Annotated in this window: 9 protein-coding genes and 1 pseudogene; 7 read left to right on the forward strand and 3 right to left on the reverse strand. The window is 30.5% G+C overall.

Annotation, left to right across the window (positions count from 1 at the left end):
* Window positions 1–7 precede the first annotated feature (7 nt).
* Window positions 8–997 (forward strand): PD-(D/E)XK nuclease family protein, encoded by a 990-nt coding sequence (locus ABH959_RS16000; RefSeq protein ID WP_404492857.1) that lies wholly within the window; start codon window positions 8–10, stop codon window positions 995–997.
* A 547-nt stretch (window positions 998–1544) separates the two neighbouring features.
* Here the strand turns inward: ABH959_RS16000 and ABH959_RS16005 are convergent.
* Window positions 1545–2147: a hypothetical protein gene (locus ABH959_RS16005; RefSeq protein WP_404492858.1), complete on the reverse strand. Its 603-nt coding sequence runs from the start codon at window positions 2145–2147 to the stop codon at window positions 1545–1547.
* An 18-nt stretch (window positions 2148–2165) separates the two neighbouring features.
* Complete coding sequence (locus tag ABH959_RS16010) at window positions 2166–3068, reverse strand: endonuclease/exonuclease/phosphatase family protein (protein WP_404492859.1); 903 nt, start codon at window positions 3066–3068, stop codon at window positions 2166–2168.
* Between the two features lie 176 nt (window positions 3069–3244).
* On the opposite strand from ABH959_RS16010, the gene ABH959_RS16015 reads away from it, so the two are divergent.
* Window positions 3245–5002, forward strand: a complete 1758-nt coding sequence (locus ABH959_RS16015) for an AIPR family protein (RefSeq protein WP_404492860.1) — start codon at window positions 3245–3247, stop codon at window positions 5000–5002.
* Between the two features lie 238 nt (window positions 5003–5240).
* Here ABH959_RS16015 and ABH959_RS16020 read toward each other — a convergent pair whose 3' ends face one another.
* Complete coding sequence (locus ABH959_RS16020) at window positions 5241–7148, reverse strand: AAA family ATPase (protein ID WP_404492861.1); 1908 nt, start codon at window positions 7146–7148, stop codon at window positions 5241–5243.
* Between the two features lie 576 nt (window positions 7149–7724).
* On the opposite strand from ABH959_RS16020, the pseudogene ABH959_RS16025 reads away from it, so the two are divergent.
* The 5 genes and pseudogenes from ABH959_RS16025 to ABH959_RS16045 all read left to right on the forward strand — a co-directional run.
* Window positions 7725–8177 (forward strand): annotated as a pseudogene (locus ABH959_RS16025) (MerR family transcriptional regulator); the annotation flags it as partial.
* A gap of 148 nt (window positions 8178–8325) precedes the next feature.
* Window positions 8326–9024, forward strand: coding sequence for a hypothetical protein (locus ABH959_RS16030; RefSeq protein ID WP_404492862.1), 699 nt, complete (start codon window positions 8326–8328; stop codon window positions 9022–9024).
* 825 nt (window positions 9025–9849) lie between these two features.
* Complete coding sequence (locus ABH959_RS16035) at window positions 9850–10926, forward strand: Wadjet anti-phage system protein JetD domain-containing protein (protein ID WP_404492863.1); 1077 nt, start codon at window positions 9850–9852, stop codon at window positions 10924–10926.
* Window positions 10927–10934: 8 nt separating this feature from the next.
* Window positions 10935–12530, forward strand: a complete 1596-nt coding sequence (locus tag ABH959_RS16040) for a hypothetical protein (RefSeq protein ID WP_404492864.1) — start codon at window positions 10935–10937, stop codon at window positions 12528–12530.
* Window positions 12502–13254, forward strand: coding sequence for a DUF6063 family protein (locus tag ABH959_RS16045; protein ID WP_404492865.1), 753 nt, complete (start codon window positions 12502–12504; stop codon window positions 13252–13254). Before ABH959_RS16040 ends, ABH959_RS16045 begins: the two co-directional genes overlap by 29 nt.
* Window position 13255: the final 1 nt, after the last annotated feature.

The raw sequence follows: 13255 nt of genomic DNA on the forward strand, positions 1-13255 counted from the left end.
TTAAATAATGTATAAGAGACCGAATTTATTTTCGCATGGAACAAGTGAGTTGTCGCAAGATGCTTTTATTTGTTGGCTAGCAGAGTGGGCGAACCCAACCTATAAAGAAACCGATGAATGCTTACATGAAGCTGGTATAGATTTTATTAGAAGAATATATGACTTACATAAAAAGAACTTTCCAGCTTCTATTAAAGAAATTAAGATTACGAAACAATTTAAAGGTTTAGATATACTTATTGAAGTTAATGGTAATCAGGCTATTTTAATTGAAGATAAAACATATACAAAAGAGCATTCTAATCAATTAAAGCGTTATTATGAAGAATTGGCTAAACTAGAAAAATATAAAGAGAGCGACCTATTACCGATCTACTATAAAATAGGTAATCAAAGTGATTATTCAGCCGTAACTGATGCTAAATATATGTTGTTTACAAGAAAACAAATGCTTGAATTTTTACAAGAGAATATAGATAGCGGAGTTCAAGGTCAAATATTTTTAGATTACTATTTTTATTTAAGAGAAATAGATCAAAAATATGATTCATATAAGACACTTCCGTTAAGCGAGTGGAAAGGTGAAGCTTGGGAAGGGTTTTATGAAGAGCTAAAGAAACGTGGGATCAAAGGTCAATATGGGTATGTAGCTAATCCGAATGGTGGGTTCTATGCGTTATGGTGGAATGAGCAAGGGGATAAGGATTGTAAGCAGTATTTGCAGTTAGAAGAAGGACGTTTATGTTTTAAAATACATGTTGCTGATAAGCATAGAAGAAAAGAACTTCGGGATAAGTGGAGTAAGGAACTGATTGAGCAAAGTCATGATTATTCTTTTAATATAGAGAAACCTAGGCTTGGGAATGGACAGTATATGACGGTTGCTGTGGTGAGGGATTATAGAGTGAGGGATAGAAAAGGGAGAATTGATATTCCTAGAACGATGGGGTTTTTAGGTGAAGTGGAGAAATTGTTAAAAATGATGGGTGTTCAATAGTTGATGCAATTGTAAAATAGATTAGATAAATATTAGTTGGATGAATTGCATTGTTAGCTATGGGAAGAAGAGTATATCGGGGATATGTTCTTCTTTTTATTTGTAAATAAAGTGAATATAAAATTCAAATGATGATCTCCACCCTGTCAAGATAAAGAACATCTATTTTACGTTTCGGGAATATCGAGCGAAATAGTAGTTATATCAAGGGTTTATAGAGGATTCTAGATTATTTTATGTAAATCCTGTACAGTAGAAAACTGAAATTTCTTGACCAGCTTTTAACTAGTTTTCTGTGAGTTTAAAGAACGGTTTGTACCAAGGTGTTGTGACTATACCTACTGGATACTATTAATTGTGAAGCTAAATAAGCCGACAACTTATTGGAGTAAGATTATTTAGTTTAAATGTAAGAGCTAGGTGTTTAATCAAAAGGAGATTAGATATAACTACGGTAGTATTGTTTATGATACGGTGAACCGTATCGGAAATAAATGAGGTTTTAGGAATATCAAAAAACACTAATCTCTCTTAAAATTAAGAAGGATTAGTGTTTTTCCATATGCTTATTTATGGTTTGTATTCTATTTGTTAATAAATTATTTAACCTTTGAGTAAACAAATTATCTTTATCATTAGTAAAAGTTTCATTTTGTTCAGATGAAATTAACCTGACTGGGTAGATATTGTCCGTACAGACTATAGAAAAGATAGATATACATTTTTCATTTTTACCATGAGTAAAAAATGAAAACATAGTCTTGTTCGTTTCAAGCTGTATTTCTTTAATCTCTACTGTTTCAAATGTTTGAAGTTGCTCATATTCCTCTTTTAACTGCCTTAATATTTGACTTATTGTTCGCTTGCTATTTGAGGGTTGGAATTTATTTACTCTAACATGATGATGATGAGAATTATGTTTATTATGATGAAAACCAGTTATAGGTAAGTAATCTTTTTTCTTTATTACTTCAATATCGACCAGGGGGCTTTGCTCTAGTGTTTTTAAAGCAGACAGAACTTTCATATGATTTTTTCGACTTCTATATGGACGTTTGGATAATACACTATTAAGTTGCGGTCTTCTTACCCAGGGATTACCTTTACTTTTTTTTCTTTCAGTTGGAGTTTGATGTTTATTTCTTCCCATTTACCATTCACCCTCTCGTCATATATTTACCTCAAATTTAATTGGCAGATGGTCTGAATAATTTTTCTTTATGGGAATACCATTTTTAGATACTAAACTTACTTCTTTATTTTCATATAGATATTGGGTAACAATTTCAAAATCTTCAAGGTTGAAATTATCAATAAGGTTAGGGCTTATAAGCACTTGATCTAGCATATGATAAATAATCTGGTTTTGTGAACTCCGTGAATAATAAGTTCCGGGTATGTTTTTTTCAGGATTATCATGCGGATTTTTACCGTTACCATGAAGATGCCACGAAGGATTAAAAAAGTATGGATATTGTGTAGGTTCTTCACCTTTGATTTTATCTAGAATAGTTTCTTCTTCAGGTATTTTACCTAATGCAACAGGTCTAAAAAAGGTTGCATTGAATTTCTTTCTAGATACTAACCCTTTTTCAAATGGATCCATATTAAAATCACCAATGATAATAATATCGTCAGCTTCTTCTTGTTTTGCTAAATACATTATTGATTGTTTGTAAATAGCTGCATCCTCATATAATTCTTCTTCGGAGGTACCCATATTCCTGCCGTGTAAATGTAAACCAACAATCATTATTTTTCTTTCTGAATTTATAGTAAGGTAACTTAATAATTCAAGGTTAATAGTTTCACTAGTGTTATTAAGTTTATGAAAAATAACAATTCTAGATCCAAATTGGGAGTGGTTTTTATATTTTTTATCAATGTTTTGCAATCTACTCTCAATCAAATTTCTTATATTATCATTTGGGCATTCAGAAATAATAATAATATCAAACAAATTTTGTTTTGTAAGTTCTTCAATTGCTCTAATGGTAAAATCAAAATTTGCTGTTTCTTTCCTAGAATCATTAAGACCATATATATTCCAAAAAAATATTTTTAACGACAATTTTACTTACCTACCTTAATAGTTTATATTGTACTTTAAATTTCATTATACCAAAAAACACAAATGAATTATAGAAATTTCAAATTATTTTAACTTTAATCAGAATATAGTTTATTTATATGTATTAATAATTTATATGATAAAATAGTAAATATTTATATTAAAAGGGGATCTGTATGAAAAATCCAATAATTAAAGGTTTTTTAAAAGACTTTAAAATAAAATATGAAATAGAAGAAAAAGAAGAAGATTTAATATTTGAAGATTTTATAAATTATTGTATTTTAAATAATCATGTAATCGATTCAGAAAAAAACTTTCAAGAACTTGATACTGGAACTGCTAAAGCATTTGATGGGGTTGCTATTATAGTAAATAATAAACTAGTATTAAATGAAGAAGATATAAATGTACTTGTTGAACAAAAGCAAGTGTTGTCTGTAGAGTTCATTTTTGTTCAATCAAAAACCTCTGAAAGATTTAATGATGCAAATATTACATATTTTTTAAGACATGTTAAAAATTTCATTTGTAATGAAGAATGTACAATTCCAGAAATTGAAAAATTTTGGGAGCTTAGAAATATAATCTATGAAAATTCACATCTATTTAGAAAAGAAAATCCTAAATGTACCATGTACTATGCAACAACTTCTCCAACAACTCAAATTAGCGAGGATATAAATCAAACTATTGAACATGGGAAGACTGCTTTATTAGACAGTGGGTATTTATCAGATGAAGTAAGGTTTATTACGCTAGGGGTTAAAGAAATCCAGAAGTTATATCGTAAAATAGACTCAGATTTAGAAGCAACATTTAAGTTCCCAAAAAATGTAACATTCCCATATGAGGGAGATGAAATTAAATCTGCATATTTTGGATTGGTAGAAATTAATGAGTATATGAATTTATTATTAGATAGCGAAACTATGGGAGTAAAAAATGTTTTTGATGATAACATTAGAGACTATTTAGGTATAGAAAATAATGAAGTTAACAAAAATATGCATGATTGCCTTAAAAGTTCATCTTCACAATTATTCGGTATATTAAATAACGGCATTACAATAGTTTCCGATGAAATTAAACCCGTCGGAGAGAAGTTCACATTACATAATTATCAGATAGTAAATGGGTGCCAAACTAGTAATGTTATTTTCGAAACATATGACTTTTTGGATCAAAAAAGCATTTCTATTCCTTTAAAAATAATAGCTACCACTGATGAAAATACAAAGAATGAAATAGTTAAATCTACGAATAGTCAAACAGGGCTAAAGCCAGAGCAGCTAGACGCACTAAATAACTTCCATAAGATGTTAGAAGAGTATTATAGATCACAACATACATCTTTCAAGGATTTACAATTGTATTATGAAAGAAGGTCTAATCAATATAGAAATAGTGATATAGCTCAAACTAAGATTATTAATATACCTAAACAAATTAAGACAGTGACTTCAATGTTTTTAGATAATCCACATGGAGTATCAGGTCACTATGGAACAGTTGCTAGGAAAGTGAAAGATGAAATATTCCAAGAGAACGACAAATTGGAACCTTATTTTGTAAGTTCTGTATTGTTTTATAGATTAGAAGCCTTCTTTAGAAAAAACAAAGAGTATAAAGAATTTACAAGAATGAAGTGGCATATTTTAATGACTATTAAATATTCTTTAGTCAATAACGGAAAGTTTTCACCTAACTTAAATTCAACTGAAGTACAAAAATTAGCTAATGAAATTCTAAAAAAGATAAAAAATGAGGATAGTACAAATACTTTAATTATAAATGCAATTGATTCTATAAGAGAAATGATAGTAGATGAAGAATTAGAGTTTGAAGATCGAAAATTATTTGAACGTAAAGAAACTACAGACAAACTAAAATCATTTTTAATAAGAAACCATGATTCTCTTATAACAGCTTAAAACTTCATTTAGAAATACCGCGGTGAACCGTACCATAAGTAAATAAGGTTTTTCTTAGCTTTAGATAGCATTCATATGAATAAATTGTATGAGCCATCTTTTGGATCCAGTATGCATCATGTATCCAAGTCTGTACTAAATGCATTAATGTTTTTTGGCTGATGCAATAAGTTTATTATTATCAATATTTGTCCAAAGAAAAAAGCTCTCTAATCGAGAGCTTTTTCAATAAATGTTGTTATTCATTATGTGCTTTTATAAAGTCATAAAGAACTTGACTTAATTTCTGGGCTTCCTCACTTAATTGATCATACGTAGTTATATGGTCAATAGCTTTTTTGCAGAAATCCAGTTTATTTACTATAGTTCCTGAATCTGCGGCATAACTACCTCTTCTTTTCCTAGCTCCCTCTGGAAAAAGAGAATTTATATAGCTACCTAAATGTTCGTTTTTGTATTCCTCTTGAGCAAAGTCTTCGTTGTTTAGGTGTTCTAGTGTACTCTTTTCGTATTCAGCAATTACTTTTTTTATTGTTTCTGCTGAGAGTATATTCTCAATTTCTTTACATTCCAAACAATAATATCTTTCTCCTAGAACTTCTTTTAACTTTTCTTGCCGAGGACGCTTATCGTCACCGTCTTTGTCCGAAATCAAAAAAAGAGTGCTGCAGATTTTTTCAGCATTTATAGAAGCGTGGCTTTCATCAGCTTCTGTTTCATCATCATCTAGGAATGACCAATGAGTTATATTGCCACCACTATATTCAATGAATGAATAGTGTATATCTTCCTTAAACTGTTTTAAAGCAGGGTGAGATTCTTGAAATGCTTTTAGAAAACGTCTTATATACAACCTGTCTGTAATACCTTCAACCCATATGGTACAGTTAGATAGAAGAACAGCTGAATTTCTAACTCCAAGTTCTTGTAACACGCTCTTGTCCTCATTACTTACATTTTTTATAGAGAAAGTTGCATCTAGTTCTTCAGTAGGGTTTCCGGAATGTTCTCCCAATTTTTTTTTGAATTTATAGACAGATATCCTATCCAAATCAAGTGTCATATCCAAAAAATGATTTGAATGGGTTGTGAAGAAAAATTGGTGATGTGCAAATTGCTCATCCATTATAATCTCAATAAATTTTCTCTGCATACCTGGATGTAAATATAACTCAGGTTCCTCGATAAATAATAGCAAGTTTTCTTCTAAAAACTTAAATAATGGGAATGTTAGGATTATTAATGATTGAATGCCATCCCCTAATTCAAATATGTTTTTTTCCTTTTCTGTTCCTATTTTCACTTTTATTACATCTGAATTCCTAGCGGGTGTAAGTGTAACTTGCTGTCCATCAAAGAAGCTTTCCGACAAGAATTCTTGAAATTTCAGCATGTTGTACCTTTGTTGAACACTTCCTAATAACATGTCTGTTATTTCATCATAGAGATTAAGTCCAGTGTGTATTTCTAATAGTTCAGGTGCTTCTTCAAAGTAATCATTTTTCGTTCTTTCTTTATAAACATCTTTCCCAGTATCGATTGTATCTACATATCCTCTAAGGCCGCGTAAGGTCGGTATATAAACACGTTTAAAATTAATTTTATAACTTGTTCTATTAGAAGAGGTTATTTCATCAATTTTTGATTGGTAATCATTAATTAATGATTTTAAGTTAGTCATTACCCGATCTCTTGCAATGGCTGTTGCTCCTGAAGTGCTTGATTTAATAGTGACAGATGAGGAACTATTTAGTTTAATTATTTCATCAACTAATCTGTGAAATTGCTTAAATAAATCCTCATCTTCCTTTAAAAATGGAATAAGTTTTGATATTTCAATATCACTACTTAATTTTTGTACATTAAGTTCACCGATGCCCTCAAGAGAACTTTTTGTTATAGAGCTAATTATTGCATCTGTGAATTCTATTAGTATATTGTAATATTTCTCAACGTCTACCACTTCTTCTGGAGGTATAAAAGAAAGACTTTTATCAATCGTGAATATCCCTCTAAGGAATCTACTTTTACCTGAATTATTAGCTCCTACAAAGATATTGACTTTAGATAGGTTTCTAATGACACTCAAGTTATAGTCGGATTGTAAATTACTATTAACGCTTAGACTTTTTATGTGATGTCCCAAATTAGTCACTCATTTCTTGTAGATGTTAATCTTATTATAAGTTATTTTCCTGAAAAATCATTGTTAATGTAAGTTTTGAGTACACTTTAGATTTACGTAAGCTTACGGCATAAAATAATTGGTTTGGCTATAGGCTTGTATCATAGGATGTAATCTGATCCGTTTCAAGAAGAAAATCGAAGATATGAGATGGGCATTTGGTCAAGAGACTACACTTCGCTATATCGGTATTTCATAAGAATAAGTTGATCAAAGCTTAGCGGAATTTTTCATTATGAAAAGGGCTTTGTTCCTCTAAATCATTAATAAAAGTCTTGATGAAACTAATAACGAGAGCGATTACAAATACCATTATAAGAATTAAAATATAAAGATATTAGATTAATTTATATCAAGATAAAAGGATGTAATTATTCAAAGTTAAAAGGATAATTAATCTCATTTAGATATAGTACGGAGAACTGTACTATAAATAGATGCGGTTTTTCTATCTTACATTAGTCTTGGTAAACTGTATCATAAGTAAGTGAGGTTTTGTTTATGAAAAACAGAGAAAGCACCATCCATTTAGTGTGGAAGGTGCTTTCACACTAAATGGATGAGATGAAGAAGAAATTTCAAAGTGAAGAACGAGTGGATGTCGCTTTGTTTTCTTCGTTTCTGTAAACTTTTATATGGGAGAAAGTAAATAAGGAATGGCTAGAGGAACATTTTTCAAAGGATAGTATTCAATCGTTTTATAATGATAAGGAATTAAAAGAAAAGTTTGATTGGCGTTTTATGGATGCGATAGGGAAGCTGAAAAAGTATAAGGAAGAAGAGAAGGATCCAAGTCATCACGAAGTTCAAGTTACCTTGAAGAAATTTTTTAATTTAATAGAAGAAGTAACGAACTATCTTAATACATCTCAAAGTGATATAGAGAATATAATTAACCAAAACAACCTCCCACTATCCGAATTCCCGACCCTCTTCACAACCGAAGAAAAAAACTATATAAAAGAAGCAATGAAGCAGTTTAACACCTAGTTAAACTGCTTTTCCCATATATAAGTTGGGCCTATGCTCAATTCTTATATGTTTTTGTGAGTGAGAAAGAATAATAAATAATTCATTTACAATTAAAAATCTTTATATTAAAATATTTTTATTAATTATGAAGAACAGAGGTATACAAATGAGTAATTACTGGTATGAGAATTTTAAAGATAATCCGGATTTTTATTCGAGGTACTGTAATAAACTATGTCGTTCTTTAGGTATAAATGAGTTACATACTGTGAAAGTTTTGTATTTTGCTAATCTAATTCATACTGTTACTGCGAAGTATGATGATATTCTTTTACAATGTGGAATTAGATTACCCTCAGAGACGTTTAGTTGGAAACTTAGGGAAGCAGATTCAAAGGAAGAAAACTTTGATATCGAAAGTTTTTTGGATTATGCTAATGATTTGGTCGATGATTATGCAAAAATTGATCCTGATAATTTAAGAATCAGTTTATTACCTTTACAGAAGCATGTTCAATCCTCTTCAAAGTTTGAGTTGTTTGTTTTAAATGGGGATATTTTGAAGTTTATTGATGAACACTCTAACGTACCAGGTGTATTTGTAATAACTTGTGATGATGAATATCTTTTTGCGTCTGAAACAAGTGTTGATATTGCGAAAGTCATGGATGCTATTGTAGAAATTAAACGGGATTATTCAATTTTTGATTTACATGTAATTTTTACCGATACAGAATCGGATGCAGAATTATATTCAGTTTATTTGAATCTGAAATATTTAGGTGCGGGAGATCTAAAAGTGGACTTAGATATTCCGAAATACAGTAAAAGTTTAAAATGTAATTTTGAGGAATGCATAGTATAAGTCATTTGTGATTAATTTTATTGATGCATAACAATTAATATTTTGTATGGAAAACCTCGTCAAATTGTGGTGAGGTTTTTTATCTCAAAAATAGATTTTTTGAATTTGAATCAGTGATATATAAGTAGATAAATTATTTTATTAGGTAATATTTAGATGAGTTACACTAAACTAGAAAAAAATTAAGGTCAAGTAGACTACAACTAATATAATTGAGGAGAATCTACTATGACGAAAAATAAAAGAGAAAGAAGGACCTCTACCACGGAATTTAAATATCAAATGGAAGTTACATCAAGGGTTTATAAGGGATTTTATATTATTTAATATAAATGTTATGATATAAAATGAGATTTATCGACCAGAATCTTGAACAACTATTAACTAATTTTCTGTGAGTTTATAGAAAGGTTTGTACCAAGATGTTGTGACTATACCCACTGGCTAGTATTAATCGTGAAGCTAAATAAGCCGACAAGTTATTGGAGTAAGAATAGTTAGTTTAAATGTAAGAGTTGGGTGTTTAATCAAAAGGAGATTAGATTACGCTATTACTAGTTTATGAGGTTATTTACTAACAATCTAAATAAGCTTGATGGTAAATCAATAGGTGTCAAACTCCCGTGTTTCATTGCATTAGTAAATGTTTTTTAGCAAACTCTCCACAATGGAACCGAAAAAATGTTTACGAATTAGGAAGTTATAGTAAACAATCTTAATTAGAATGTTAAGTTTTTGTAAATATTTAGAATTTTTAATTAATAATATTGATTACTATTGTATGCAATGGTATTATGAATGAAAAAAGCTGATGGAGGTGTTTAAATGAGCAAATGGGAAACATTCATCATAGAATATATGAATAAATATGGGAAAATCTTTGTAAAAACAGTGGATATTGAACATCATCTTAAAACATTGCTCAAACAAGAATATGATGACGATGGTGGATATTTTAGATATTCTTCTACGTTGAAGAATATGGTAGAAGAAGAGAAAATTCAACCAGTAAAAGCAAGAGGACATAACCATCAGACCCCACCTGTATTTAATGAATATAGATTAGTAAAACAAGAAAGAAGAACGAACCCCACTCATATTAAAAAGTTAATGACCGATTATCCTTTGTTCAATATGACTGCTTTTTATGATGAAGCAGAATTTGAAAAATGGAAGTTCTATATAGATCGAGTTCATGCTTTTCTTACACACAGCAGTGATACCAAAAAGAATATGTTAAAAGCAAATGAACGTTCCTTTGAACTATTCAGAAATGAGAAGTTTCTTTTGGGAAAAGAAGGAATAAAATTTTTAGCCAATTTAGGACTCACTCTATCGGATTTAAACTGTCGAAGAACTTATGAACCTTTTGTAGAGTACCAATCAGATCCATCAAAAAAGCCAAAAATCATTTTAATTATTGAAAATAGAGATACCTTTGATTCGGTAAAAGAGTTAATGATGGATGGCGTTGATACATGGAGCGGAATTACCTTTGATATGGTGATATACGGAGAAGGGGATAAAATACAACGAAGCTTCTATTTTTTGGAGGAATACAAGCTAGAAGATTACGAAGTCTATTACTTTGGGGATTTAGATGCAAGAGGGATTCATATTTGTTCCGAATTAATCAAAATAGATAGCAGAGTAAAACCATTTATTCCTTTTTATATAGAACTTTTAAATCGTTATGGTCATGAGCCTTCAACGAGAACCATCGAAAGAAAATTGAAACAAACTATTATTGACGATTCATTCCGATTATTTTCAGCCTTTTTTGAAGGTGATTATATTGATGAACTCAAAAAATACACTGAAATTATTCAGAATGTTCAAATATATATCCCTCAAGAAGGATTGAATTTAGCGATTCTCCGTAATTTAGGGGAAAGGAGGTAGGGTTCTTTTTGAACACGAACATTGAATCTATGCTAGAAGGTTTTAATGAGCGGATGAAGCATGTAGCGATGTTTTCACCCATCCTGCGATTAGAACAACCAGTGAAGTTTAAAGAATTGCCTATCCCTACGGTTGCTCTCTATATACTTCTTTATATGCTCGAAAACAAACTAGCATTTAATAAAAACACAACAAAAGAAGAATTACAATATGTCATTTTAGAAGTGGTCCGACGATATTGGAACAAGGATTTTACCAAAGCAGAAGCAGACGAGCTCGAAGATTGGTTGGTTTCTAAAAATCTTCGAAACAGGGGAAGAGCTCACACATTTACGTATTATGATTTCAATAAAAGAGATGAAAAAACTTATTATTTTCATCTAATTGAATATGGAGAAGGAACGAACGTTTTTAGTGATACAGAAGATAGTGTAGACGATTTCACATTATCTTCAACGGGATTGGAGCTGCTATTCAAAACGAAAGAAGTATTTGGAGAACTTCAAATCACCATTTCTCAATTATTCTTCAAAAGACAATTTGAAAAGGGACTTTTCACCGATGCTTTAAGGAGAGTTCACGAAATGCATACTTTGATAGAAGATGAAAAAAAGAAAATAAAAAAATTACAAAATACTATTATCAAAGACGCTCTTGGTGTTTCTCAACGTTCTGAACTTGAAGTCATGATAAAAAGAATTGATGAAACTTTAAAATCAGAACACGAACAATTTGATGATTTAAAAAAATTGGTAGCAGAAAAAATTGATGAATTCTATGAAGGTAGTCTAACAGAAAAAGAACAAGAAGGAATCCATATAATCCAAGAAATTGAAGGGAAATTACTTCAAGCAATTAGTGTGCATGAATCCTTATTTACTGAAAAACAAAAAACACAAAATATTATGAGCGAATCACTTGAATCTTCCATTATTCACGCGTTTTCAGTTCATTTAGATTTTGAAAACGAAATACTAAGGGAACTAATAGAAACTCCTGCTACAGAAGAAGTATTAAATGCTATTTCTAAACCATTTCTACCTTTGAGGCATCATAAAACGTTTAATCCGTTACTTGCATTAGTTCCTCAAAAGAGATACAAGAAAAAACAACTAAAAGAAGAAGAAATTGTTGAAGTAGATGAAGAAAAAATGAGGTTGCAAGAGGAAGAAGAAGCTAGGAAAAAAGAAGAAACCGAAAACAAAGAATATCGATATATAACTGCTTTATTAAAACACTTAATTGAGAAGGACAAGTATCTATTAAGTGATGTTTTTCAAATGATTGAAACTCAAGATGAACGTCTTTATGAGGATATTCTATACAATCCAGATCCGCTGCTCGGATTAATTGCAGAACTACATCAGTCCGAATACAATCGTTTTGAAAAAGTGACTTCAGATGTGTGGAAAAACCTCCCGGATGATAAAAAGATTAATAGAATGTTAATAAGACTATCAAGTGAATTTCCAACATTACAAGAGATAGAATCCTTTAGTTTATTAGAAACAGGTGGATTTCACTATATCGGAACTATGAGATACAAGGATATGTTAATTAGAAGAGGTGACTTTTATGGAGTGGACAGAAGAAATCGTAAATAAAGGGTTTGCCTTGTATGTGGCCCTTAGTAAAAAAGGATTTATTACAAGCAAAGAAGATGAATATTTTCAATGGTATGAGGAAAGGGGCGTTCAAGATTTTATTCGGAAAGTAATTGAACCTACAGGGAAAGTCATGATCTTCTTGGATGAACAAGATGGGGTTATTCAAATGGTGCCGGAGGTCGAGAATGAAACGATGTCTTATACGAATGATGATTTAAAGAAAGAATTAGGCTTTAAGGACAATAAGGAAATTCATCTATTCTACTTTATTTTGTTCATCTTAATAGCAGAGTTAGAACAACCATATGATACGGAGTCTGCTGACCGGATGTATCTCCCGATGGAAGAACTATTGGATAAAATGAATGGATACATCGAGCAATATGAACGACTGGGCGAAGAGAAATTAGAGGAATTAAGTGATGAATATGATGTGGACGTGGCCGGGATTGTAGAAGCTTGGGGAAGAATGGCAGATTTTAAAGAAGGTGCTACAAGCCATATCCGAACAAAAGATAATCGACGGATGTATATCGAAAAAACATTGAAATTTTTAGAAAAAGAAAAACTTATCAGAATAAGAGAACAGACTAATGTTTCTGTGACCAATAAAATGAAAAATATTATTAGTCATTATTATCACAATGTCGAGAACAAGAGCAAAATTCATGATCTATTGCTGGTAACAAAAGAAGGAACTGTGGGAGAAGAGGAGGAATGAT

It is taken from the genome of Bacillus sp. RC51 (assembly GCF_044908115.1).
Classification (GTDB): domain Bacteria; phylum Bacillota; class Bacilli; order Bacillales; family Bacillaceae_G; genus Bacillus_A; species Bacillus_A mycoides.